The sequence below is a fragment of the Pseudomonas sp. LBUM1673 genome (genome assembly GCF_059695645.1).
This window is the reverse complement of sequence record NZ_CP166780.1, coordinates 3,802,510-3,828,142: the sequence shown is the minus strand read 5'-3', so window position 1 is coordinate 3,828,142 and position 25,633 is coordinate 3,802,510. Positions and strand designations below refer to the sequence as shown.

General features: G+C 56.7%; 21 protein-coding genes and 1 tRNA gene. 12 read left to right on the top strand and 10 right to left on the bottom strand.

The genetic code is table 11. From position 1 onward, the window contains the following. The first annotated feature begins 19 nt into the window (after positions 1-19). The 8 genes from ACA044_RS17515 to ACA044_RS17480 all read left to right on the top strand — a co-directional run bounded on the left by ACA044_RS17515 (position 20) and on the right by ACA044_RS17480 (position 8,581). Entirely contained in the window at positions 20-1,591 is a 1,572-nt protein-coding gene (locus tag ACA044_RS17515) for an amino acid adenylation domain-containing protein (RefSeq protein WP_497442533.1), read from the top strand. Further along, positions 1,584-1,847 (top strand): acyl carrier protein, encoded by a 264-nt coding sequence (locus ACA044_RS17510; RefSeq protein ID WP_497442532.1) that lies wholly within the window; start codon positions 1,584-1,586, stop codon positions 1,845-1,847. The genes ACA044_RS17515 and ACA044_RS17510 overlap by 8 nt, the downstream gene beginning before the upstream one ends. After that, a complete protein-coding gene (locus ACA044_RS17505) occupies positions 1,844-2,935 on the top strand; it encodes a GNAT family N-acetyltransferase (RefSeq protein ID WP_497442531.1) in 1,092 nt (363 codons plus the stop codon). The genes ACA044_RS17510 and ACA044_RS17505 overlap by 4 nt, the downstream gene beginning before the upstream one ends. A gap of 52 nt (positions 2,936-2,987) precedes the next feature. Further along, positions 2,988-3,506 (top strand): GNAT family N-acetyltransferase, encoded by a 519-nt coding sequence (locus tag ACA044_RS17500; protein ID WP_497442530.1) that lies wholly within the window; start codon positions 2,988-2,990, stop codon positions 3,504-3,506. 112 nt (positions 3,507-3,618) lie between these two features. Further along, entirely contained in the window at positions 3,619-6,075 is a 2,457-nt protein-coding gene (locus ACA044_RS17495; RefSeq protein ID WP_497442529.1) for an aminotransferase class I/II-fold pyridoxal phosphate-dependent enzyme, read from the top strand. Between the two features lie 134 nt (positions 6,076-6,209). After that, positions 6,210-6,482 carry a phosphopantetheine-binding protein gene (locus tag ACA044_RS17490; protein ID WP_497442528.1) on the top strand — a complete coding sequence of 91 codons (273 nt, stop codon included), beginning with the start codon at positions 6,210-6,212 and terminating at the stop codon, positions 6,480-6,482. A 13-nt stretch (positions 6,483-6,495) separates the two neighbouring features. Next, on the top strand, positions 6,496-7,551 hold the full coding sequence (locus ACA044_RS17485; RefSeq protein WP_497442527.1) for an NAD-dependent epimerase/dehydratase family protein: 1,056 nt from the start codon (positions 6,496-6,498) through the stop codon (positions 7,549-7,551). Positions 7,552-7,561: 10 nt separating this feature from the next. After that, positions 7,562-8,581, top strand: coding sequence for an aldose epimerase family protein (locus tag ACA044_RS17480; protein ID WP_497442526.1), 1,020 nt, complete (start codon positions 7,562-7,564; stop codon positions 8,579-8,581). Here ACA044_RS17480 and ACA044_RS17475 read toward each other — a convergent pair. The 4 genes from ACA044_RS17475 to ACA044_RS17460 all read right to left on the bottom strand — a co-directional run bounded on the left by ACA044_RS17475 (position 8,559) and on the right by ACA044_RS17460 (position 13,196). Then, the gene (locus ACA044_RS17475; protein ID WP_497442525.1) at positions 8,559-9,374 is read right to left on the bottom strand and encodes a hypothetical protein; all 816 of its coding nucleotides are present in this window, start codon (positions 9,372-9,374) and stop codon (positions 8,559-8,561) included. The genes ACA044_RS17480 and ACA044_RS17475 overlap by 23 nt on opposite strands. A 186-nt stretch (positions 9,375-9,560) precedes the next feature. Then, complete coding sequence (locus ACA044_RS17470; RefSeq protein WP_497442524.1) at positions 9,561-10,700, bottom strand: SIS domain-containing protein; 1,140 nt, start codon at positions 10,698-10,700, stop codon at positions 9,561-9,563. 67 nt (positions 10,701-10,767) lie between these two features. Then, positions 10,768-12,360, bottom strand: coding sequence for a class I adenylate-forming enzyme family protein (locus ACA044_RS17465; RefSeq protein ID WP_497442523.1), 1,593 nt, complete (start codon positions 12,358-12,360; stop codon positions 10,768-10,770). A 29-nt stretch (positions 12,361-12,389) separates the two neighbouring features. Continuing rightward, positions 12,390-13,196, bottom strand: a complete 807-nt coding sequence (locus ACA044_RS17460) for a BtpA/SgcQ family protein (RefSeq protein ID WP_497442522.1) — start codon at positions 13,194-13,196, stop codon at positions 12,390-12,392. Positions 13,197-13,506: 310 nt separating this feature from the next. On the opposite strand from ACA044_RS17460, the gene ACA044_RS17455 reads away from it, so the two are divergent. Next, positions 13,507-13,581 (top strand) — tRNA-Gln (locus ACA044_RS17455). Between the two features lie 180 nt (positions 13,582-13,761). On the opposite strand, the gene ACA044_RS17450 is transcribed toward ACA044_RS17455, so the two are convergent. Then, positions 13,762-14,211 (bottom strand): thioredoxin family protein, encoded by a 450-nt coding sequence (locus ACA044_RS17450; RefSeq protein WP_497442521.1) that lies wholly within the window; start codon positions 14,209-14,211, stop codon positions 13,762-13,764. Between the two features lie 198 nt (positions 14,212-14,409). On the opposite strand from ACA044_RS17450, the gene ACA044_RS17445 reads away from it, so the two are divergent. Further along, complete coding sequence (locus ACA044_RS17445) at positions 14,410-15,627, top strand: amino acid deaminase (RefSeq protein WP_497442520.1); 1,218 nt, start codon at positions 14,410-14,412, stop codon at positions 15,625-15,627. A gap of 132 nt (positions 15,628-15,759) precedes the next feature. After that, positions 15,760-16,695 carry a sugar kinase gene (locus tag ACA044_RS17440; protein ID WP_497442519.1) on the top strand — a complete coding sequence of 312 codons (936 nt, stop codon included), beginning with the start codon at positions 15,760-15,762 and terminating at the stop codon, positions 16,693-16,695. Between the two features lie 181 nt (positions 16,696-16,876). On the opposite strand, the gene ACA044_RS17435 is transcribed toward ACA044_RS17440, so the two are convergent. Together ACA044_RS17435 and ACA044_RS17430 are read right to left on the bottom strand one after the other, a co-directional pair. Beyond that, the gene (locus ACA044_RS17435; RefSeq protein WP_497442518.1) at positions 16,877-17,152 is read right to left on the bottom strand and encodes a peptidylprolyl isomerase; all 276 of its coding nucleotides are present in this window, start codon (positions 17,150-17,152) and stop codon (positions 16,877-16,879) included. 66 nt (positions 17,153-17,218) lie between these two features. After that, positions 17,219-19,756 (bottom strand): PAS domain-containing hybrid sensor histidine kinase/response regulator, encoded by a 2,538-nt coding sequence (locus tag ACA044_RS17430; protein WP_497442517.1) that lies wholly within the window; start codon positions 19,754-19,756, stop codon positions 17,219-17,221. Between the two features lie 120 nt (positions 19,757-19,876). On the opposite strand from ACA044_RS17430, the gene ACA044_RS17425 reads away from it, so the two are divergent. Beyond that, positions 19,877-20,986 (top strand): PilT/PilU family type 4a pilus ATPase, encoded by a 1,110-nt coding sequence (locus tag ACA044_RS17425; RefSeq protein ID WP_497442516.1) that lies wholly within the window; start codon positions 19,877-19,879, stop codon positions 20,984-20,986. A 126-nt stretch (positions 20,987-21,112) separates the two neighbouring features. On the opposite strand, the gene ACA044_RS17420 is transcribed toward ACA044_RS17425, so the two are convergent. The 3 genes from ACA044_RS17420 to ACA044_RS17410 form a co-directional block, all read right to left on the bottom strand. Next, the gene (locus ACA044_RS17420; RefSeq protein WP_497442515.1) at positions 21,113-23,068 is read right to left on the bottom strand and encodes an acetoacetate--CoA ligase; all 1,956 of its coding nucleotides are present in this window, start codon (positions 23,066-23,068) and stop codon (positions 21,113-21,115) included. 148 nt (positions 23,069-23,216) lie between these two features. Continuing rightward, positions 23,217-23,990 (bottom strand): 3-hydroxybutyrate dehydrogenase, encoded by a 774-nt coding sequence (gene hbdH / locus ACA044_RS17415; protein ID WP_497442514.1) that lies wholly within the window; start codon positions 23,988-23,990, stop codon positions 23,217-23,219. A 7-nt stretch (positions 23,991-23,997) separates the two neighbouring features. After that, a complete protein-coding gene (locus tag ACA044_RS17410; protein ID WP_497442513.1) occupies positions 23,998-25,389 on the bottom strand; it encodes a GntP family permease in 1,392 nt (463 codons plus the stop codon). Positions 25,390-25,633: the final 244 nt, after the last annotated feature.

Here is a 25,633-nt window from a genome sequence, read left to right as displayed (position 1 = left end):
TGGTAAAAGGAGGTATTAGATGAGTTTTCGAGTCGAAGACGTACTTCAGTCGAGCTTCAATCGGCATAGGGACATCATTGCTGTCGTTGATGGTGACCTTTCGTTGACGTACCAAACACTCGATGAGCGGAGTAGTCGCGTCGCTGAGATACTGGTCGCCGGGGGGCTACAGCGGGACGACCGTGTTTGTCTGCTGATCCCCAAGTCGGCTGACGGCATAGCGGTTATCCTGGGGGTTCTGAAGGCTGGCGGCGTTTACGTTCCACTTGACTGCGCAAGTCCGGTCGAGAGGCTTTCATCCATGGTTTCCTCTTGCGCTCCATGCTGGCTGGTCGTTGATTCGGCCCGAACGGGTGTGGCAGCGGAGATATTTGAGCGTTTGCAAGGTTTATCCATCCACGGGATGTTCCATCTCCATTTTCCATTTACCTTCACAGCAGCCAATGGCAGCTCTTCTAAAACACTTCGATATGGCACCGAAGTCGACGATTCTGTGCCTCGTGATCTTGCCTATATCCTGTTTACCTCGGGCTCGACAGGGCAGCCAAAGGGCGTACCCATCCCGCATCGGAATGTTGTCGAGTATATCGCGTGGGCTAATGAGTACTTTAGAGTCAAGCCAGGAGATCACATATCAAGCCATTCGCCGTTGCATTTTGACATGTCAGTGTGGGACGTATTTGGAAGCCTGGCCGCGGGTGCAACGCTCTACCTGGTTCCTTCCGAGGTCAACCTTACCCCGACCCTGACGGCCGACTTCATTAGGAGGTCCGAGCTGACTCAGTGGTACTCGGTGCCGTCAGTCCTGGTCGCAATGGCAAGTCGTGACGTACTGAGACAGGACGACTTCCCAAGGCTGGAGAGGGTTATTTGGGGTGGGGAAGCACTTCCTGTACGAGCACTGCAATATTGGATGAAGCGACTTCCTCATACTATTTTCACGAATGTTTATGGCCCAACGGAAACAACTATCAACTGCACGTATTACACGGTGCAGCAGATACCAGATGATCCTGCCGTGAAAGTTCCGATCGGTTACCCGATTCCGGGGAGATTTCTGAGAATTCTTGATGAGAACGGACGAGAAGTACCACCCGGTCAGATCGGCACTTTGTACAGCGGTGGCCAAGGGTTGAGTCCGGGATATTGGCGTGATACTACCAAGACCGCAGCTTCGTTCTTCAACATCCCGGAGGGATCAGCTCAACGCTGGTATCGAACCGGTGACTTGGCGCATGTTGATGATGATGGTGTTTATCATTTTCATGGCCGGTCGGATCGGCAAATCAAGGCGTGTGGTTATCGTATTGAGCTGGACGAGGTGGCTGCGGCGCTGAGCCGGTTGCCTCAAATTGAGGACAGTGCCGTTGTGGCTGTGCCGGTCGGCGGATTCGAGGGCGCGCGCATCTGCGCCGCATATGTAAGTGCCCCTGGCAGTAACATTTCAGCTGCGAGGCTACGGGCTGATTTAGCGCAGATGCTACCGGGCTACATGCTTCCACGACGATGGGCCCAGTTGGAAAAGATGCCCAAGAACGTGAACGGAAAGACAGATCTAACTCGCTTGAAGGATCTGTTCACCGATGACTAATTTTATTCATGACCGCATCCGCTATTTGCTCGAAACTTTTTTGTTTGTGCCAGTTGAATGTATTGAAATGGACCTGGTGGAAAGCGGGGTCATTGATTCGGCCGGGTTTATGGAGCTGTTCTTCTTGCTTGAGAAGGAGTTTGGCATTGAGGTTAAGGCCGTTGATCTTGAGCTTGAGAATTTTCGGACGATTAACCGAATTGCAGAATTTATTATGTCAAAACAAGCTAAGCAGGAAGCGAAATATAACGGATGACGGCGCAATTCCTTATGCCATTAACTTTCGGGTTCGAATATATGAACTGCACGATCACGATATATTCGCATAGTGACGAGGCGGCTGTAGCCGAGCTGCAGCAGTTGCTCTGGCAAGGTGGGTCGCTTGGAAACGCCCAATACCTAAAATGGAAATATTTCCAGAATCCATACCTCGATGGCCGTTACCTTGTGCTTGCCTGGGAGGAGGGAAAGCTCGTCGGAATGATTGGTGCTTTTGGTGCTTGCTGGGAAATACCCGGTTCGGGACACACTATGTTGCCGTGCCTTGCGGACACTGTCATAGCTCCAAGTCATCGAGGGACTTCCTTATTCAGACGTATGCTGGATTTGATGACCGATCGATTGGCAGCAGACGGTGTTCCTTGGTTATTGGACTTTGGTGATCAGCCTGCGGGACCCGCAATGCTGATGCGGGGCTGGAAGGCAATCGGGCCATGGGCGATCGCTACTTCCAGCGCTAGAGTATCGCGCGACAATCTTTGCGAAGCATGGACATTTCCACGAACGACAAGAGGTCTTCGATCCGGGCTGACTATAGACGGATCATCTACGGTCGACGCTTGCGCTGTTGCAGATCTGATCGTTCGTGCAGGACCTGCCAGCCGGGTTCGGCATGTCCGGGACAGGTCGTACTTTGATTGGCGTTTTCAGAATCCTTTGGCTAACTACTACCACTTTACGGCTGGAAGGGGGATGCTGCAGGGATATCTGGCTGGGCATCGCGCGGGTGTTGATAGCGTTTGGGGTGATACACCCACGACCATAATGGATTGTGAGGCGGTTAATGACGAAATTTGGGCTGATCTCATTGAAGAGGCGCTCAATTGGCTTCCCGGTAGGGAGGTGATTATGTGGGTTCGCGATCTAACGCCTGCGCGGCTGACCATGCTTGATCACTTGAAAATGACAGTCAAGCGCACAACCGGGAGGCTGACTGCCGACATTGACCTTCCCAATCTGTTGATCTTCCCAACAGGTGCTCCGTTCGCAAACCAGGTATTAGGTGACCTGAGCAATCCGTCTGTTTGGGATCTGAGGTCCATATGCGGACGAAGCTGGAGATAGCCCGTTGAGAAAAATCGCTATGACTTGAACACCCTGACGAGGTTTTGCACCTATGGTTCGTAAACTCAAAGCCTCTGAGTGGCGCACCTACCGTAATCTACGGCTTCGTGCGTTGGAAGAGTCACCCGATGCCTTCAGTAGCACGTTGGCGGCTGAGCAAAGTCGTACGTCCATTGAATGGGAAGAGCGTCTTTCAGCAGGTATGAGTTCGAACTTTGATCTGCCGCTTATCGCGGAAATGTGCGGGCAACCTGCTGGCATCGTCTGGGCAAAGATCGATCCTTCGGATGCCTCCCGTATCAATATTTACCAGATGTGGGTTGCTCCTGAGTTCCGCGGTCAAGGGGTTGGTCGAGCGTTGCTTCGCTACGCCATTGAATGGGCAAAGACGAACAAAGCCGTAGCCGTTCATCTTGGGGTAACCCTGCAGGATACTCCAGCCATGAGGCTTTACCTTGATGAAGGTTTCAGACAGGTCGGGCAGACCGAGGCACTGCGCCCGTACTCACCGCTATTGGTGCAACCGATGGAGCTCTCCCTCAATGAAAAAGACATCTCCGATTTCAGCTGAGCAGCCTCTCAACATTTGCCCCCACAGACATCGTGGTCTAGTGTGATCTTGCACATTAGGGAAAATGTTGCCGTATTCATTTCGGCAGGTGAGCAATCAAGGAGTCACAACTGTGAATGGAACATTCTTGGAGACCGCTGCCGATCCTCATGTCGAACTTCGGGCATCGTTGCTTGGTTCGATTAAACATCCGTTCCCAAGTATACCCATCATAAAAAGCCTCTCGGCGTCCTGCCTTGACCAGGCTTTTCCGCTAGTTGAGGCCTCTCTGGGCGCGCACGGCTTGGCCATAGTGCAAATGGACGAGCCATTGGGTTCCGATCAGTTCGCGATCTTTGCGAAGCGGTTAGGCTCGCTTATTCCTGAAGGTGACGAGTATGTTCAACCTTATGTCGAACAGGGCGAGCTTCTGCACTTGCGCACCAGTTTCGGTCCGACCGAAATGGTGGGACTCCAACCGTTCTCATCCGACGCCCTCGCGATGCATTCGGAGAGCAGTGGTAATGCAATTGCCGATCAGCCGAGATACCTCGCATTTCAGTGTATAGAGCCTGGCGAGTTTGCTTGCGCGCCTCAGACTATCTTGACCGGGATGGCATCAATCGTTGCGCGCCTTGCGCCGTATAGCATCAACATCCTGGCGCGGACTTACTATGACGCGGATCGGAAGAGTCCTCCTCTGCTGCGCTATGATGGCAAGCACTGGGTGATCAGTTTCCGAGACTTTCAGCATCAGCATTTGGCTTGGGTACATGAGGGGCCCACCCACCCCAGCGATGTAATGAGTGCGATCCGCGATCTATTGGCTTCAATGTACTCTCCGGAAGGGGCATGCGCCGTGCGTTGGACCCGCGGTCTGTTCGTGGTTTTCGACAACCAGAGATACTTGCATGCGAGAAGTAAGGGCCATTTTGTGCCTGGCCAGCAGTGTCGGCATCTTTTACGAGCCCGTGTTCGCTCACCTTGTACCGACGATAACGCTGCTGTAGCGCCGGATTCTTCTGACGCAAGGGTGCTGTTCGCGCGACCAGTACCTGGTCAATCGCCGCATCTCCCTATCAAATTTCGGCCTGCTCCTTTACTTATGGCGTTGAACGGGCCCGAAGAGACGGAGGGTTCATTTATCGACGAACGGACGCTTGAAATATTTTCCCGTGCATTAAATCCCACGAACCATAATGAACTGCGTGACCTCTGGTTGGGACGCGTCGAAGCCGAGCTTGGTCCAAATGCTCTACGTCCTGAGCTCGCCGATTTGTGGCGCAAATCTCGTTTCCGCAGGTCCGTTTCGGCAGAGGAAGTTTTGCGTTCTACGGCTACCGTGGGCATGGTGAAGGAACTGTTTAATACGTTTTTCCGTGATGACCTGTATGGCGATCTGAGCTCGAAGAGAAACATTATTCTTTCTAGCGGGGCCGTTGACGAAGAGGAGTACGGACTGTCGGCTGCGTTAAAGGAAACGATTCGTTTCGCCTTGGCGCGAAATTTTTACGGCTATTCAGATTCTCTTGGGCGTGAGCCGGCGCGAGATGCGCTGGCAGCGATGGAGTCGGCCAAAATGCAGCAAGGAAGCTATACAGCCGCGTCCGTTGCCTTGACGATGGGGGCAACTCACACCATATCTTCACTTGCCGATTTTATTTTCCGAAACAATCAGCACGCCGAGCCTGCGGTATGCGCCATTCCGAATTACCCACCGCTCGTTCAGGCCATCGCATGGCGCCATTCGGTTCAACTCGTGCCAACACCGTCGCACAATGGGACTACATCGTTGCAGGCATTGAGCCGGGCAGTTTCGCCCGGCACGCCAATGGTTCTGTTGCAGACTGGAACGAATCCCTGTGGTTCTCTGGTCGACGAGCAGGAACTGGAACGGTTTATCGAGTCGACGAGCCCGGCAACTATTGTTGTACTTGATGAATGCCATGAATGGCTGGGCGCGCCACGGCGCTGTAGCCCAGCCCGTCAGCGTGCGAATGTGGTTCGCGTGAGTAGCCTGTCCAAAAACTGGTCGGCGCCGGGACTGAAACTAGGTTGGTTTCTTGCTGATCCTGCATTTGTCGCTCGGTACTACGAGTTTGCATCGACGTCATACGGTGGTCCGCAATCCTTTTTGTACACCTTGGTTGAGGTGCTTGCCCGCTTCGAACGATGGCTTGTCGAGGGCCGCACAACGATTGGTATTGCTGAGCTCCGGGAGTTCTCGGCCAGCTATGGGTTGCAACTGGGCAGCCTTTCACAAACTTATGAAAACTATGTTGCCGAGAGACGGGCGCGTGAACAAATCCTTCTTGAATTGAGAGAAGGAGCGACAAGTTACCTTCGTCAGGCTTCAATGAGAGTGAAAACGCCAAGGTGCTCCATCAATGTATTTGCGGAGATACCAGGTTCAGAGGACTCGTATCTTAGTTTCAGAAACCTGCTTAGGAGCACGGGTGTGTCTGTCTATCCCGGGATTCTGAGTTTTCATCTTGCAGGCGGCGGCTTTCGCGTGACTACAGCCCGCAAATGGGGCGATCTGCATAGGGGGCTCGAACGGCTGATGAGCTGGCGCTCCGGGTTAGAGTGATTTTCGACAGGTCATCCCAATTGCTGTCACCGGTAATAAAAAGGGCTTGAATCGCAACTGTAGCTCTTGCCAGGACATGTCGGTCCATGTGCGAGCCAGGTAACTTTTAAACTCACTATGGAGTTGCTGAGTGTATGAACACCGACATCACTGCGTGCGTCTACACGATCGTCAGGAATCACTTACCTGCCGAATCATTTGCAAAGACATTTGATTCAGACGTAGAGTTAAAAGCATTAGGACTTGATTCGTTAGCCGTCGCTGGCGTCATTGTGAGCATAGAAGAAACGTTCGGGTTGACGTTTCCCTCGGAGAGAATCACAAGGCAGGCGTTTTGGTCTGTGCGTACGATCTGCGATGCCATACAGGACTTGGTTGTATCAGCTCGATCTTCGAGCCAGCGATAGAAGAGCAAAGTCCATGCGCATTCTCATTATTGGCGGTACAGGGTTCATCGGTTGTGAAGTCTGTCGTGCACTTGCAGGGCAAGAACTGTGGGTTTTGCATCGAGGGCATACGAATGGGGTCCTCGCTGGAGTAAATCACATTCAATGCCATCGGCAGGATCTTCATGTTCACAGGCATTCGCTGAGTAAGATCCGGCCAGATGTGGTACTTGACATGACCGCGATAAACGGGGGCGACTCGAAGACCGTTATCGATTGCTTTTCGGGAGTGGCCGGGCGAGTGGTTGTAGTCAGTAGCGGCAGTGTGTATCGCAGTTTCGGTATTCTGGCAGGCGTTGAATCCGGCGACGTAAATAACACACCTTCTCGAGAAGACTCTCCCTTGCGTAGCCGTCTTTACCCGTATCGCGGGTCAGATCTACGCGCGCACGATGATCCGAAGCGCTGGTTTGACGAGTTCGAAAAGATTTTGGTGGAGAAAGCTTACCTTCAGCAGCAAGCGCTTGCTGTCAGCATTATTCGTCTTCCGATGGTTTACGGTCCGGGGGATTCGGACTCACGGCTGTCGCTATACCTTCGACGCATGATGGATCGCCGCGATTCGATAGTCCTTCATCAGGCCGGCGCCACTTGGAAAAACTCGCGCGCGTTCGTCACCAATGTCGCTCAAGCGATAGCCAGGGTTGTGATGCATGAAAGCCCCGGATTGATTTACAACGTAGCCGAGCCTGACGATTTAACTGAGGCCGACTGGATTCAAGCATTGGGTCGAGAGGTCAACTGGTCAGGTACTGTGCGCATCATCCCCAATGACCTGGATTGGAGGGCTCGTCCTTGCATCAGTGAGCTTCCCGTGCGAAGCAACTTCGCTCAACATCTTAGGATGGATAGTTCTCGTATTCGGAATGAGCTTGGTTACGTCGAGACCGTGACGATGAATGACGCACTTTGGATGACTGTTCAAAGCTTGCTGTCGGCGGCACTTCCTGCGGTCGACTATCGCCACGAGGATGCTCTGCTCGAAGCACTGGAGCACGGCAGGCCGCCGCCATACGTATTGCGCAAATGAGAGGCTATCAATGATTCTTGATCGCTCATTTGTAGGCCTGACCAGCCTGGAAGTTGGTTTTCAAGAACCCGTTTATGCCTACAAGATGACCTGTGCAGTAGGTGTTTCCATTACCGTATGGACCTACGGTGCGGCGCTTGTGGAAGTCAATCTATTGAATGACGAAGGTCGATGGACGAACGTCGTCATGCGTTTGCCAAAACTCGTCAATTACGAGAGTCGAAGCGCCAATCCATCATACCTTGGCGCTACTACAGGGCGTTTCGCACGCTGCGTTTCTAACGGGACGTTTTCTATCGATGGCAAAGTACACAACCTTTCCCGTAACGTCGGGCCGCATCATTTTCATGGCGGTCATCACGGATTCAGCACTCGGGTTTGGAGCGCCCAAATGGACGACGAAGGCGATGAATCAATCCTGCGGCTAACCCACACAAGTGTAAACGGTGAAGATGGCTATCCGGGTCAGGTTGAAGCAGCCGTCGAGTATCGACTTAGCCCTGATGGTGAACTCATGATCGTGCATTTTGCGGTCACGGATGCGCCGACGATAGTTGCATTGTCTAACCATGCGTATTGGAACTTGAGTGGAGAGGGATCTATTGACCAGCATCGGCTGCAGGTCAATTCTGCCGTACATGTCGAGTCCGGTCCTGATCACATTCCTACCGGGCGACTTGCAGCCGTTGCTGAGACCGATCTTGATTTCCGAATGATGCGCAATGTAGGATCGCATTCACTGGATAACTGCTTTGTGCTCAAAGATAGAAGTTGGTGCATGCGGATCGAGGATCCGATCAGCGGGCGAGTATTAGAAGTTGATACCGATCACCCCGTACTTGCCTTGCATACCGGAGAAAATTTGCCCCTGCGCCGAGGAGGCATTGCCATTCAGGCAACGGACTTTCCCGATGCCCCCAACCGGCCAGAGTTTCCTTCGGCAGTGCTCAGGCCTAATGAAATATACCAGCGTGTGACGCGCTACAGATTCGGTAGATTGCCAGCATCTAGTCATCTTCCAGAGAGGTGATCTGTCTCGGAATGACTGAGGCACTCTGATGCTCTGAAGTTGAATTGTCCATCTTGGTGCCGTTAACCCAGGTGCGATTTATCATTGGGTGGTCGCGATCAGTTGGACCCCAGTCACTGTCTGGGTGAAACGCAATGACATCCATGAAATTCTCTTCAGTGCAGAACCTGTGTCTGGCGCCATTCGGAATGTAGAAGATACTCCCCGCCAAAAGCTCCGACTGACCCAAAGGGGTTTCGCAAAGTCCTTTCCCGCGAGCCATGGCACCAAAGCGTCCTGACGGATGCGTGTGTTCGGTTTGTGAGATATCGGTGGGAAAGTGAAGATGATTTAGGCAGGGGTCTCCCAGAAGCGGTGGGCACATTAATAATGTGTCCGAACAGCGGTCAATGTACCGTAGTCGCCCCACGGTTTCGATCGGCCCACCTAGCGCAGCCAAACCTCGGAACCCCACGCTCTGCGCAACCATCACCCGCGAACACGGGCCCAGCCGTAACGATACACCATCAGGCAAGGAGAACCATTGACCCTCTGTGAGTGAACCATAGAGTGCAGTCTGTCCAGGTAAACGGAGCTCGACGGTACCCTCCATGATGAAACCGTATGTGGCCCCCCCAACAGGAACCATCCCAACTTCAGCCGTCGGATCACTGATGGTCTCGAAACCAAATAACCGGGTATTCATCGGCTCGTTAGTGACGACGTTGCGTTCTTGCGCCTCGCACAGAAGCCCGTGGTAAGTCCGCCAGGATTTGAAATAAGTCGAGTCGATTTCCATTCTTTTGAGGTCCATATTGGCATCCATCCTATATGTCACAACTCTTCAAGGACTGCGTGATTTTCATCACGGTTGACGCTAGCAGCAAGATCCGGATATATCAAAAAAATATTTCGCTCCCGCCTTCCTGTAACCGCTTTGCCAGTGATCCGCTTTGAATTCATGTGAAGTGCAGTGCGCTCCCCCGCATCTATTCATTCTTTATTCCAAAGTCTGAAACGGTCCACGGCCCAAGCGAGCAGCTGTGAAGTGAGACAACAAACTTCCAAAGACCGAGTACACAAGAGGCGAAAACTCTTCGCAAACGTCATCGGGTACAAAAAAGCACGGGAGCGTATTCAAGCTTTCGGGTATCGCCCCCTTTGCTGTGACGAGAATGACGTGTCGTCCTGATTGACTGGCTTGTTCTGCAAGTCTAAGCGCGCGAGATTGGGATGCGCCTGGAGGAGCTATGATGCATATTGGCGTTTCGACTGGATAGGCAAAGCGCTCAACGTGCCACCATTCTTCTATGTCCTGAGCGACTGAAAACACTCCACAGACCTCCACCATCTTGGCTGCGCTGAATAGCGCAGTACCGAGGCTGGGTCCACTTCCCAAGAAGTAGAGTGTAGGGCTTACCGAGATCGCCTTGGAGAGTTCCGCACAGGGTTCCAGAAAGCTTTGTCTGACAGTTTCCAGAACAGGGGCCATACGTGCCAGCCTATTGCGCCATGCTGCTGCATCCGAACCCGTCAGGTTGACATTCATTTCGCCCAGAGAGATGGCTAGCAGCAACATGCCCATGAGACTGGCCTGGAACGTACGAACACCCGGCGAGGGCCATGTGTGCCGCAAGGCGACGATCAAACTTGCATCTGCACCCATCGCTGCCGGACTGTCGGGATTGCCTGTGATCGCCACGGTCAGCATGTCATGCGCTTTTGCATGCTCGATGGCCTCCACCACCCGCTGTGTGATTCCCGATGCTGAAGTGCAAATCACAATGACTCGCTCTGCCGCAGCCCTGTGTAGTTGTAACGCGCTGTATCCGACAAACTCCTGCGCGCTAACAGGAATACACTTAACGCCGGCGATCGTATGAAAGGCCATTCGCGCGGCGTATCCTGCATGAAGCGAATCACCGCATCCTACTAAATACACCGTACTCACACCTTGGCGGTTAGGTGCGGATATTGCGAGTCTGGCTTGGTGGTCGTATAAATCCAGGTTCTCGCTCAGATCGCAAGCAAGATGCTGAACTTGTCGCAACATGACATCAGGCCTCATAGGACAGAAGAACTCGCTCATTTTGGTGGTATTGAAGTACACACAGGATAAGTACTCAGAATAGACCATCATCCCGGCCAAACATGAGCTCGGACCTGCCTAGCATCATTAGGCAGAATGCTACTGAGTGCCTGCATTTTTAATTCGATATCAACGCCGTACAGAGCTGCTCGTTGAGTTGGGGTCTAAGCAGCTTGCCGGTCTGTGTTCTTGGAATCTTCTCGACTCGCAGTATCCTTCTTGGCAGCAGGGCCTCGGAGAAGTGACAGCGAAGCTGGGCAAGAACCTCTGTATCTCGAACGGATGCGTCGGCGTCCAACGCCACAACTATGCTTTCACCGAGAAGTCGGTCTGGTAGCGCTGAGCATGCGGCATCCCTCACGCCGGGGATTGTCAGCAGAATCCGTTCCATCTCATCCAAAGAGACGGATTCTCCCCGAATCTTGGCAATATTCTTTTCACGTCCCGTGATCACCACGAAACTAAGGCCTGTTTCATCATCGCGAGTGTGACCAATGTCACCGCTATGAAACCAACCGTGTCGAAAGGCACGCGCGGTTTCCTCACAATTGCCGACATAACGCGCCATCACATTGTGCCCCCTGACACAGATCTCGCCGTTCTCGCCCGGATCGGCCAGGGTGCCGTCAGGCCTGAGAATGGCAACCTCGTTTCCTGCCAGTTGAACCCCGATGCTCGGTATGTCAGGATCAAGCATCTGTCGGGCATACGAAGCGCGGTTCAGTCCCGTCGGCAGGGTAGTCGAGAAATTGATCGTCTCCGTCAGACCGTACCCCTGAAGCACTTGCAGGCCCCAGCGATTCCACACGGACTCTACAGTCTTGCGAGTCAGCGGAGCTGCGGCCGAGACGAAGTACTGAAAACCATTGGGCACATTAGTGTCGCGCCAAGTGTCCAGTAAAGCCTGGAGAATACTTGGAACCACACTGGCCACCTTCGGAGAGAAATCAGACAGCAGTTTTGGGTACTGGAACGGGTCAAATCCACGGAGCAATATGGCATGTGATCCACAGAACACAGTCGCCAAGACCGTAAAGTGAAGTCCGTTAACATGGTGAATGGGAAGGCAGCCGAGAAACCGATCACCATGACGTAGTCCGTGATGCTGTCTCATGGCGAGCGCATTAGAGGTGATTGCGCGGTGCGTCTGGGCCACGATCTTCGACGCAGCTGTTGACCCGGAGGTCGGGAAGTAAAGAGCTTCTGCATCGAGATGTACCCAGTGTGGCACCTTGCGGTGTATGGGAAGTGCAGAAAGTTGTGGGAACAGACGGGATCTGACTCCGTGGTCATCTGGTTCACTTCGAATAACAGTCGTTATGCCGAGCTGGTCCAAAATAGCCAGATGTCTACCAGGCGGCGCATAGGGATCGAGAAAGGCAACTTTGGCGCCAAGACGCAGTGCAGCGAAGATCGCCACGATACTTCGCAGATCGTTCAGCGGGACTAGTCCCAGTACTTGTTGGCAGCGAACCCCCGCTGATTCATGCAGCCATGCGGCACCGGCCAGGCTTAGGTTATCGAGCTGACGAAATGTGAGGGTATGCTGCCGTCCCGATGGTTCAACCTCGGTAAACACTGGCGCGTCGGGATAGCGTGCTACCTGAGAGGCCAACGCGTTCAATACCGTGAGATGGCATTCTGGGGCCGAGTTGACATGACGATTTTGGAAACAATGTGCTTGCCAATCTTCCGTTTGCGCATTCGACATAGGTAACAATCCGTCAGCGATCATGTAAGTTACGCAGTCAGAGAACGAACTATTTCTACATAGGCTCTAACTTTGTCGACATCGATTATGCCCCCCCAGCTGTTTCGCTCAAGACAAGTGCCGACAAAAACACCATCGGCCCGGGACAAGAGTCTTTCCGCGTTGGCCAGGTTCGTGAATCCGGCCAGGAAGATCGGTAACCCCGGCTCAGCAATGCGCACGGACTCGATCAAGCCAATCGTGATCTCCTCATCGCGGCTACCAAGTGCTACTGCGTCAGCCCCGGCAAGTCTTGCGGCATGTGCCACTTCCGAAACAGGTTTTGACTCTCCGAACCACTTGAATTGCATCGAATGAATGTCGGCGATGATGCCAATGTCCCAAGCATCAATCTTGCGTCGGTACTCTGCGAGCTCGTGGGGATTGGCTTCGACGAGCCCGCTGGAAGTCTGAGTCGAGCCGACCATAGCTCCTACTCGAATGAAGTCGCCTTTGGCGACCTTGGCGACAGCCAGTGAGGCTTTAGCTGCGTTACGCATCAACTGGCATCCGACTTTGAAACTATCATTCGTGGCCCGCGCCACCGCCTCGACGATCATGCTCATAGCGACAGTTCTGGCCGGGTCCGACTCGTCTTTGACGTTGTAGGTGCGATCAACGGTTTGGATCAAACAACCGTCTGCACCTCCGACCTGCAGCGCCATGGCCGAAGAGACTGCAGTATCGAGGATCTGCTCCATGCTACCGCTCTCAAAAAAAGGCGTTCCTGGAAGCGGCTGAAGATGGATCATGCCGATGATCTTCTTGCTCTTTCCGCTTATGTCAATTATGGACATGGATTATCCTCGGCGACGAAATCGCATATGGCAAGAGAATAGCCCCAGTACACGATTGGTATAGAATAAAATACTTGGGGAGCAGATTGCGTTCTCGTTGATCCCGACCGCGTAACCTCGATCAATAGTAAGTCGCGGTTTTCAAATGAATTTGTTTATTAGGGCTTCCAAAGCGAAACGAAAGTTGATAGGTTTTTGTGCAGTCTTCAGAGCCCCTTACAGGGCTTGTAGTAAAAGGAGGCAGTATCTCGTCTTGCTCGCAAGCTGCAAAATCAGGAAGAGAATGCTGAGCACTTGTCGCAACAGATACAGGGGCGTCGCCAAGCGGTAAGGCAGCAGGTTTTGATCCTGCCATGCGTTGGTTCGAATCCAGCCGCCCCTGCCATTTTCCTTATAGTCATCCAGGTCTGAACTCAGGATGATTGTCTTTAGGGGAACGCCAACTCCGATCCGGTCCGGCGTTTTTTCTGTCAGTTGCATATCCCTCTGGATGACGTCTTCAACATTCAGGCGACTTGCACTCCCGTAGGGCAAGGCCTGCTCGCGATGCGATCTGTAACGCGAGTTAAACATCACTCATCAAACGTACATTCAACAGCCTCCGTGCCCGAGGCACGGTGCATGAAGTGCTCAGGGTTTTCTGCAACCACGGCAAGTCGTGGCGAGGTTTGCGGGCAACCTGTTTGGGCCTGAGCTTGCCGATGTGCGTGATGAAGTCTTGTTCGAGGGTTTGGCGGGTGCCAATGCCCTTGAGCTTCTTCAGCAGTTTCCCTTCCTTGTAGAACAGCACGGTGGGGGTGCCGGTGACTTGCGGATGCCGAGGCGATTCGCTCGTACTCAGCACATAGATCTGCGCATGATCCTTATACTGCTCGGCGATTGTGCGGAAAACCGGCTCGGCCATTTCGCAGGCGTAACAGTTTTTGTTGCCGAAATACAGGATCACCGGGCGCCAGGTTTTAAGCGCCTTGCGGTAGACCGCAGCCATGGTCGGGTGGGTGTTCATCGCACTCATTGAAATCTCCTTTTCAAAGACAATCGAAGGCCTGTTGACGTTAAAGGAGGCGAGCAGGTGGGTCTACTATCAGAAATTACAGGTGGATTCGATGCCGGGAGGCCTGCGACAGCTCCTACCGACAGCGCCAACAGCCTCGCCCGGCGTATCAACGAATAACAGCGGCTGCCTGCGGCCGCGTGTGTGAGGAGATCGACCATGTCTACTGCCATCAATACCGCCGCCGTGGAAAAGGGCACCGCCCAAACCGGCGCCAACCTGGTGCGTGACGTCAGCCTGCCGGCGCTGGTGCTGCACCGCGCCGCGGTGGAACACAACATTCGCTGGATGCAGGACTTTGTCAGCAACAGCGGCGCGGAACTGGCGCCCCACGGCAAAACCAGCATGACCCCGGCGCTGTTTCGTCGCCAACTGGACGCCGGTGCCTGGGGCATCACCCTGGCCAGTGCCACGCAGACCCGCGCGGCATACGCCCATGGTGTGCGCCGGGTGCTGATGGCCAACCAATTGGTCGGCACGCCGAACATGGCGCTGATCGCCGATCTGTTGGCAGACCCGAGCTTCGATTTCTATTGCATGGTCGATCACCCGGATAACGTCGCGGACCTCGGCGCGTATTTCGCCTCCCGCGGTGTGCGCCTGAACGTGATGATCGAGTACGGCGTAGTCGGCGGTCGTTGCGGTTGTCGCACCGAAGCCGAAGTGCTGGCGCTGGCCAAGGTTATCGCCGCTCAACCGGCGTTGGCGCTGACCGGCATCGAGGGTTACGAAGGGGTGATTCACGGCGATCACGCCGTGAGCGGCATCCGCGAGTTTGCCGCCTCCCTGGTGCGTCTGGCTGTGCAGTTGCAGGACAGCGGTGCGTTCGCCATTGCCAAGCCGATCATCACGGCATCGGGTTCGGCCTGGTACGACCTGATCGCCGAGTCTTTCGAAGCGCAGAATGCCAGCGGGCGTTTTCTCAGTGTGCTGCGCCCCGGCAGTTACGTGGCCCACGACCATGGCATCTACAAAGAAGCGCAATGTTGCGTGCTCGACCGTCGCAGCGACCTGCACGAAGGTTTGCGCCCGGCGCTGGAAGTCTGGGCTCATGTGCAGTCGTTGCCGGAGCCGGGTTTTGCGGTGATCGCCCTGGGCAAACGCGATGTGGCCTACGACGCTGGTTTACCGGTGCCGTTGCTGCGCTACAAGGCCGGCGTGGTGCCGGCGATCGGCGATGATGTGAGTGCCTGCAAGGTAACGGCGGTAATGGACCAGCATGCGTTCATGACCGTGGCGCCGGGGGTTGAGTTGCAGGTGGGCGATATCATCTCGTTCGGCACTTCGCACCCGTGCCTGACGTTCGACAAGTGGCGCATTGGGTGTCTGGTGGATGAGCAGTTGCAGGTGATTGAAACCATGGAAACCTGTTTTTAAGGTGCCAGACCGAGGTGCGGCCATCGCGAGCAGGCTCGCTCCCACAATGGAGTGCGTTTTCCCTGTGGGAGCGAGCCTGCTCGCGATGGGGCCATACCAGACAACTCAGAAACACCAGAGACTACAAAAACAATGAGCAGCATCAGCCCCCTCGGCCCCAACACCCCGCGCATCGCCCTGATCGGCGAGTGCATGATCGAATTGCAACAGCGCGCCGACGGCACTCTGCAACAAAGCTTCGGCGGCGATACCCTCAACACCGCGGTCTATCTGGCCCGAGAGCTGGGCGATGGCGGCACGGTGGATTACGTCACTGCCTTGGGCGATGACAGTTTCAGCGATGCGATGTGCCAGAGTTGGGCCAGCGAACACATTGGGCTGGGCATGGTCCAGCGTTTGCCCGGTCGCTTGCCTGGCCTGTATTGCATCCAGACCGACGCGGCTGGCGAGCGGCGTTTTCTCTACTGGCGCAACGAAGCGGCAGTGCGCGATTGCTTCACCACCCCGGCGGCCGCGCCGACTCTGGCAGCGCTGCCGGATTACGACGTGTTGTATTTCAGCGGCATCACCCTCGCGGTGCTCGGTGTGCAAGGGCGGGAAAAACTCCTGGAAACCCTGATCGAAGCCCGGCAGCGGGATGCGCGGATCGTGTTCGACAACAATTATCGATCACGCCTGTGGGCTTCGGTCGAGGACGCACGGGCGGCTTATCGCAGTGTTCTGCCCTATATCGACCTGGCGTTGCTGACGGTTGACGACGAGCAAGCGTTGTTCGACTTTTCCGATTGCGCGGCGGTGTTTGCCGCTTACGAGCAAATGGACACGCCCGAAGTGGTGCTCAAGCGCGGCGCCGAGGCGTGTCTGATTCGCTGTGACGGTGAGTCGTTCGAAGTGCCGGCGCAGGTGGTCGAACGGGTGGTGGACACCACGGCGGCGGGGGATTCGTTCAGCGCGGCGTATTTGGCTTGTCGGCTCAAGGGCGGTAGCCCGGTCGAGGCTGCCGAGGCGGGGCATCGGTTGGCGAGTCGGGTGATTCAGGTGCCGGGGGCCCTCATTCCCAAAGATTGAAATGCAATCCTTCTGGTTGTTGTAATCCTTGTGGCGAGGGGGCTTGCCCCCGTTCGGCTGCGAAGCAGTCGTAAATCCTGCGCACTCGGTGTGTCAGGTAGATCAAGGTCACAGGTTTTGGGGCCGCTACGCGGCCCAACGGGGGCAAGCCCCCTCGCCACAGGGCCCTGAAGCCAACCGATCAATCCCGGTAAAACACCTGCACCAGGTGATAGCCAAACTTGCTCTTGATCGGCCCATGCACCATCCGCAGCGGTTTTTTGAAGATCACCGCATCGATCGCACCGACCATCTGCCCGGGCCGTACTTCGCCCAGGTCGCCGCCGCGTTTGCCGGACGGGCACGTGGAGTATTTCTTGGCCAGCACATCGAAGGCTTCGCCCTTGGCGATGCGTTGTTTGAGCTGCTCGGCTTCTTCCGAGGTTTTCACCAGAATATGGCGGGCTTGGGCTTTCATTGGCAGTACCTTGCAACGGTGGTGGCTATGTTGGTGCCAGCGTGGGGCGCGCGATTATGCCCTAACTCAGTTCGCTTGGCCGATCATCGTGCGAATCTTGCTGGCCAAAAAGTCAATGGAAAAGGGTTTGGCCACCATGTCCATGCCTTCCTCCAGAAAGCCCTGGCGTTCGGCGGCTTTCTCCGCATAACCGGTCATGAACAGCACCTTGAGGTCCGGGCGGTGCTGACGAGCGATTTCCGCCAGCTGTCGACCGTTCATGCCCGGCAGCCCGACATCGGTCACCAACAGATCGACCCGCAGGTCGGACTCCAGCAAGGGCAGGGCAGCTTTCGCGTCTTCGGCTTCATGAGCGTGATAGCCCAACTCATTAAGCAGATCGAGCACCAGCATGCGCACCGCCGGATCGTCTTCGACCAACACCACGGTTTCACCGGCAACCGCTGCCGGTGTTTCGCCGATGACCGGCACCTGAGTGTGTTCCGGCACCGCGACGTGCAACCGTGGCAAATACAGGCGAACGCTGGTGCCCTGGCCCGGCAGGCTGTGCAGGCTGACGTGCCCGCCCGACTGCTGGGCGAAACCATAGATCATCGACAGCCCAAGGCCGGTGCCCTGGCCGATGGGTTTGGTGGTGAAGAACGGGTCGAAGGCCTTGGCCAACACTGACGGCGTCATGCCGGTGCCGTTGTCGCTGACGGCAATCATCAGGAAATCCCCGGCCCTGACCGGTTCCAGGGGGGTGATGTCGCTGCCGTCGAGGTAAACATTGGCGGTTTCGATCAACAACTCGCCGCCCTCGGGCATCGCATCCCGGGCATTGATGACGAGGTTGAGCAGGGCGTTCTCCAGTTGGCTGACGTCCGTGCTGACTGGCCAGACCTCGTCGGCCAGCTTCAGTTTGAGCTCGATGTGATCGCCCTTGGTCCGGCTGAGTAAATCTTCCAGAGAATGCACGAGCTGGTTGGCATTCAGCGGCTTGCGATCCAGCGACTGACGCCGGGAGAACGCCAGCAGCCGATGGGTCAGGGCAGCGGCGCGGTGGGCCGAGGACACGGCCGCATCGGTAAAACGACCGATCTCGCCGGCACGACCATTGGCGATGTAGCGTTGCATCAAGTCGAGACTGCCGATGATCCCGGTGAGCATGTTGTTGAAGTCATGGGCGATACCGCCGGTGAGCTGTCCGACCGCTTCCATTTTCTGCGCATGCCGCAACGCGTCTTCGGCGCGCTCACGCTCGAACATCTCGTTCTGCAGCCGCTGGTTGGCCTCGGCCAGTTGTTGAGTGCGAGCACTCACACGTTCTTCAAGGGTTTCGTTGAGGTTGCGCAGGGCTTCTTCGGTCTGTTTGCGCTCGGTCTCGTCGATCACGAAGATGTAGAAACCATTCACCGCGCCGTCCGCGCCATGGCGTGGCAGGTAGTTCATCAGGGCCTGGCGGGTGCTGCCATCGCGGTGCGCGGCGCTGATGCTGAAACAGCAGGCCTTGCCTTTCAGCGCCTCGGCAATGTATTCGGCGCGCAGGGCATAGGCTTCGTCGCCCAGCACTTCACGGATGGTGCGGCCGTAAAGCTCCTGGGGCGTCAGGCCGTACCATTCCAGGTAAGCGGCATTGTTGAGGCGAAAACGCTCCTCGCTGTCGACGTAGCTGATCAGGATCGGCATGGCGTTGATGATCAGTTGCAGCTCGGTCTGGCTCTGGCGCAGGGCTTGTTCGGTGTGCTTGCGTTCGGTCAGGTCCAGTGCGGCGCCAAGAAAACGGATCGGCCGGCCATGGTGACCCTTGTAGCAACGGCCCCGGGCAAACACCCAGCGTAATTGGCCGTCGGGTTGCAGCAAGCGATATTCCTCGGCGTACTCGCTGCCATGGGTGATGCAGTGCTTGATGCTGCGAGCAATCATGGCGCGGTCTTCGGGGTGCACGCCGTGGAGGTATTCGCTGATGGGCAACTGGCTGGCCAGGCTTGCGTCGACGCCATGCAATTGGGCGAAGTGGGCATCGGCGATGAAACGGTCTTCGCCGATGTCCCAATCCCAGGTGCCGACGGCATCGGTGGCGGCCAGTGCCAGTTGCAGACGCTGTTCGGTTTCGTGCTGGGCCTTGAGGCTGGCGGCGGAGCGTTGTTCGAGTTCCAGGGCGATGCGGCGGCGTTCGTTGGTTTCGATGGCCGTGACCAGAATCCCGGCGACTTCGGCGCTTTCATTGCGAATGGGGCTGTAGGTCAAATCCAGCCAGAAGTCGGAATCCCGACCGTCACGCTGCAAGGTAAAGCGCTGTTCGCTGTAGCTCCGCACCTGGCCTTGTAGGACGGCGCTGTAAATGGGGTCGGTAAAGTCTTTCAGTTCTGGCCAGATCAGGTGCGTCGGTTGTCCGAAAGCGTGTGGGTGCTTGCTGCCGGCGAGGAAGGCGAAGCCGTCGTTGTAGATCTGGGTGAGCTGTGGGCCCCACAGTAAAAGCATTGGCATCGGCGAGTGGATGACAATGTCCACGGCGGTGCGCAGGCTCTGCGGCCAGTTATCGGCGGCGCCCAGCGGGTTGTTTGTCCAGTCCACTCGGGCAATCAGGGCCTGGGCATCGCTGGCGGTCGGTGGTGCGTTCATCAACATGTCCTGCGCGTCAGTCGGTGTGGCGGCGTCTACTATCCTTGCAAGGCAGTAGACGCTGGATGATCCGTTTTGGGTCATTTTTTTTCATTGAATGCTTCGCGGGTGCTTTTTGCCATGGAAATCGATGCGATGTTGCAGATTCTGGCCAGCCGCAATGGCTCCGATCTTTACCTGTCCACGGGCGCGCCACCCAGTGCGAAGTTTGACGGTGTGCTCAAATCCCTGACCGATCAACCCTTCAAACCGGGAGAAATCGCGGCCATCGCTGCATCCATCATGGATGCCGAACAGCGTCTGGAGTTCGATCGGGAACTGGAAATGAACCTGGCGCTTTCTCTGGCCGGGGTCGGGCGCTTTCGGCTCAATATTTTCAAGCAACGCAACGATGTGTCCATCGTGGCGCGCAACATCAAACTCGACATCCCACGCTTCGAAGACCTCAAGCTGCCACCGGTGCTGCTCGAAACCGTGATGCTCAAACAAGGCCTGATACTGTTCGTCGGCTCGACCGGCTCGGGCAAGTCGACCTCGCTGGCGGCGTTGATCGATTACCGCAACCGCCACAGCAGCGGCCATATCATCACCATCGAAGACCCAGTCGAATTTATCCATCGGCACAAGAAGTCGATCGTCAACCAGCGCGAAGTCGGCGTCGATACCCGCAGTTTTCATGCCGCGTTGAAAAATACCCTGCGCCAGGCACCGGACGTGGTGCTGATTGGCGAGATTCGCGACCGCGAAACCATGGAACACGCGCTGGCGTTTGCCGATACCGGTCATCTGGTGATTTCCACCTTGCATGCGCACAACGCCAGTCAGGCGCTGGATCGGATCATCAACTTCTTCCCCGAGGAACGCCGGGCGCAACTGCTGCATGACTTGGGCAATAACCTCAAGGCATTCGTTTCCCAGCGGTTGGTGCGCACCCGCGATGGGCAGCGCCGGGCGGCGGTGGAAGTGATGGTGGGCACGCCGACCATCGGCGACCTGATCCGGCGCAATGAGCTTGGCGAACTGAAGGGGATTATGGAGAAGTCATCAGAGGCGGGGATGCAGACGTTTGATGGTGCGCTGTTCGAGCTGTTTGCCGAGGGCGCGATCGATGAGGCGCAGGCGTTGAAACATGCGGATTCGGTGAACAACCTGCGACTGCGGCTAAAAATGCATGCCGAGGCCACGCCCGGCCCCCATACACCGCCGGGTGAATGGGGATTAGTCGACTGAAGGGGCCGACGCTGATCAAAAATGTGGGAGCGGGCCTGCTCGCGATAGCGGTGTGTCAGGCGATATCAATATTGACTGGCCCGGCGCCATCGCGAGCAGGCTCGCTCCCACAGTAGATATCCGGTGTCAGTCGTTCAGTTCGGGGCGGTCTCGAAATTGCTCCAGCGCTTCGGGGTTGGCCAGTGCATCGGTGTTTTTTACCTTCTCGCCGTGCACCACGTTGCGCACCGCCAGTTCAACCACCTTGCCGCTGATCGTGCGCGGAATGTCGGTGACCGCGACGATCTTCGCCGGCACATGCCGTGGCGTGGTGTTGGCGCGGATTACCTGGCGAATTTGCTGTTGCAGCGGTTCATCCAGTTCGACGCCGTCGCGCATGCGCACGAACAGCACCACTCGCACGTCATCCTGCCATTGCTGACCGATGGCCACGCTGTCCAGCACCTGCGGGACTTTCTCCACCTGACGGTAGATCTCCGCGGTGCCGATTCGTACACCGCCGGGGTTGAGCACGGCATCGGAACGCCCATGGATCAGCATGCCGCCGTGGGGCAGTTGTTCGGCGTAATCGCCCTGGGCCCAGACGCCGGGGAACAGGCTGAAGTAGGACTTTCGCAGCTTCTCCCCGTCAGGGTCATGCCACAGGCCGATGGGCATAGCCGGAAAATGTCGGGTGCACACCAGTTCGCCTTTTTCGTCGATCACAGGCAACCCTGCGTCGTTCCAGACTTCGACCGCCATGCCCAGGCTCTTGCACTGCATTTCACCACGGCGCACCGGCAGGACCGGGTTGCCGATCACAAAGCACGAAACGATGTCGGTGCCGCCGGACATCGAAGACAGGCACAGATCGGACTTGAACGCGCGGTAGACGTAATCGAAGCTTTGCGGGGACAACGCGGAACCGGTGCAAAGCATGGTTTTCAGGCTGCTCAGGTCATGACTTTCGCACGGCTTCACGCCGTTGCTTTCCAGCGAGGTGAGGAACTTGGGGCTCGTGCCGAAGACGTCGATGCGTTCATCGTCAATCAGGTCTACCAAGCGCTCCGGGCCGGGATGAAATGGCGAGCCATCGTACAGCACCACGGCGCTGCCGACGGCGAGGGCCGAAACCAGCCAGTTCCACATCATCCAGCCGCAGGTGGTGTAGTAGAACAATCGGTCGCCGGGGCCGAGATCGCAATGCAGGCCATGTTCCTTGACGTGTTGCAGCAGCACGCCGCCGGTGCTGTGAACAATGCACTTCGGCACGCCGGTGGTGCCGCTGGAATAGAGGATGTACAGCGGATGGGCGAAGGGCACGGGAACGAATTGCGGTTCGCCACCCAGGTCGTAGAAATCGTTCCACAATGTCACGTTGGCCTGGCTGCGAAAATCCTCGATGCGCGCCTCTGGTCGTGCGTAAGGCACAACGATCAACTGCTGCAACGACGGCAGTTGCCCGAGGATTTCATTGACCTTGGCGGTCTGGTCGATGTTCTTGCCGGCATAGCGGTAACCGGCGCAGGTGATCAGCACTTTGGGCTCGATCTGGCCGAAACGGTCGATCACCCCGTGGGTGCCGAAGTCTGGCGAAGAACAGGACCAGATCGCGCCCATGCTGGTGGTGGCAAGCATCGCCACCAGTGTTTGCCAGGTGTTCGGCATGCACGCGGCGACGCGGTCGCCGAGGCCGACACCGGCGGCTTTCAGGCCGTTTTGAAAACCGGCAACGTGGCTCGCCAGTTCGGCCCAGGTCAGTTGTTCCCGTTGGCCGTTTTCGCCGATGGCCACCACCGCCACGGCGTCGTCGCGACGGCGCAGCAAGTGTTCGGCGAAGTTCAAGGTGGCCCCGGGGAACCACTGGGCGCTGGGCATTTGCGCGCCCTCGATCAGCACAGTGTCCGGTTGATCGTGAAAACGAATATCGAAGAAGTCGACGATGGCCTGCCAGAAAGCTTCCCGCTGATCGATGCTCCACTGGTGCAGGGCAGGGTAGTCGGCGATCTCAAGGGTGTGTCGCTGATTGACGAAGCGCCGGAAGGCCTCCATGCGGGTCTTGCCGATGCGCTCGGTGCCGGGTTGCCAGAGGATGTCGGACATGGCTTGGCCTCTTTTTCTTATGTGTACACAGTCTACTGTGGCGAGGGAGCTTGCTCCCGCTGGACAGCGAAGCTGTCCCAAAACCGATTTACGACTGCTTCGCAGCCGAACGGGAGCAAGCTCCCTCGCCACAGGGGTTACCGGTGGTTCACTGCGCCAACCACCCACCATCTATATTCCACGCAGCGCCACGCACCTGGCTACCGGCTTCGCTGCATAAAAACAGCACCAACTCACCCAGCTGCGGCGGCGTCACGAACTCCAGGGACGGCTGCTTCTCGGCCAGCAAGTCGTGTTGCGCCTGCTGCGGGTCGATCCCGGTCGCGGCGCGATCATCGATCTGCTTCTGCACCAGCGGCGTCAGCACCCAGCCTGGGCAAATGGCGTTACAGGTAACGTGGGTGGTGGCGGTTTCCAGGCCGACCACTTTGGTCAGGCCGATCACGCCATGCTTGGCCGCGACATACGCTGCCTTGCCCACGGAACCGACCTGGCCATGCACTGAAGCGATGTTGATGATCCGTCCCCAGCCTTTGGTGCGCATCCCCGGCAAGCTCAAACGGGTGCTGTGAAACACCGACGACAGGTTGATCGCAATGATCGAATCCCAGCGCTCCACCGGAAAATCTTCCACCGAAGCCACGTGCTGGATGCCCGCATTGTTGACCAGAATATCCACGCCGCCGAATTCACGCTCGGCGTACTCGATCATGTCGGCGATCTGCGCCGGGTCGCTGACGTCTGCGGGGTGATGGCCGACCTTGCCACCGAATTGCTCTACTTCGGCAATCACTTTGGACGCATCGCCGAAACCGTTGAGGATCAGGTTGGCGCCAGCCTTGGCCAGGCTCAGGGCGATCCCTAAGCCGATGCCGCTGGTGGAACCGGTGACCAGTGCGGTCTTGCCCGAAAGAGTCGTCATGAATACCTCACACAATGCCAGTGGCGTAGTAAGTACCGATCACCACAAAAACAGCGAGTGTCTTGATCAGCGTAATACAGAAAATGTCTTTGTAGGCCTCGCGGTGGGTCAAGCCAGTGACCGCCAGCAAGGTAATCACCGCGCCGTTGTGTGGCAGGGTGTCCATGCCGCCACTGGCCATCGCGGCGACCCGGTGCAGCACTTCCAGCGGGATATTGGCAGCGTGGGCGGCGCTGATGAACGTCTCGGACATCGCCGCCAAGGCGATGCTCATGCCGCCCGACGCCGAGCCGGTGATACCGGCCAGCAGGGTCACGGTAATCGCTTCGTTGACCAGCGGGTTGGGAATGCTCTTGAGCCAGTCGGACAACACCAGAAAGCCTGGCAGCGATGCGATCACCGCACCGAAACCGTATTCCGACGCCGTGTTCATCGCCGCCAGCAGTGCGCCGCTGACCGCACTTCTACTGCCTTCGGCCAACTGTCTGCGAATCGTCTGAAAGCTGAACACCAGCACCATGATGATGCCGACCAGCAAGGCCGCCTGCACCGCCCAGATCGCTGTCAGCTTGGCGATGTCGGTGGTCACGGGGGCTGCCATGCCCGGCAGCGAGAGGCTGTGAGTCTTGCCGTACCACACTGGAATCCAGCGGGTGAACAGCAGGTTCATCAGACCCACCATCAACAGCGGGGACAGCGCGATCCACGGGTTGGGCAGCTGGATGTCCGGCGCGGTTTCCGGCTCGTTGCGCAGGTCCGAACCATACCCTTCACCGGTGCGCTGGGCCTTGTTGCGCTGGCGCTGAAGAAACAGCATGCCGGCGCAAAACACGAAAATCGTGCCAATCACACCCAGCCACGGCGCCGCCCAGGCGGTGGTGTTGAAGAAGGTGCTGGGAATGATGTTCTGGATCTGCGGAGTGCCGGGCAGGGCGTCCATGGTGAACGAGAACGCGCCGAGGGCGATGGTCGCCGGGATCAGGCGCTTGGGGATGTTGCTCTGACGGAACATCTCGGCGGCAAACGGGTAGACCGCAAACACCACCACAAACAGCGACACGCCGCCGTAAGTGAGCAGGGCGCAGACCAGCACGATCACCAGCATCGCCTGGCGAGTACCGAGCACGCGAATCGCTGCCGCGACGATGGAGCGGGAGAAGCCCGACAACTCGATCAGCTTGCCGAACACGGCACCGAGCAGGAACACCGGGAAATACAGTTTGACGAAGCCGACCATTTTTTCCATGAACACCCCGGTGAAGACTGGGGCAACGGCGGAAGGGTCGGTGAACAGGACGGCGCCGAGGGCGGCGATCGGGGCAAAGAGGATAACGCTGTAGCCACGATAAGCAGCCACCATCAGCAGCGTGAGAGCTGCCAAGGCAATGATCACACTCATGGTGTGTCTCCTTCGATTGTTATTTTTGTAGGGTGAAGCTTTGTGGGAAGGGCTATAGCGAGTTTCGTGCCAGAAGGTAAGCTATTGAAATTTAAAGGAATTATTAATTAGTGAGATGGGTGTCTGGGTTTTTGTCTCTGTATTGAGATTTTTGGTGGCTGGGCTGACGCTTTCGCGGGCAAGCCTCGCTCCTACGGGGAATGGGGTTGTTTGCGCCAATGCAACATCTGTAGGAGCGAGGCTT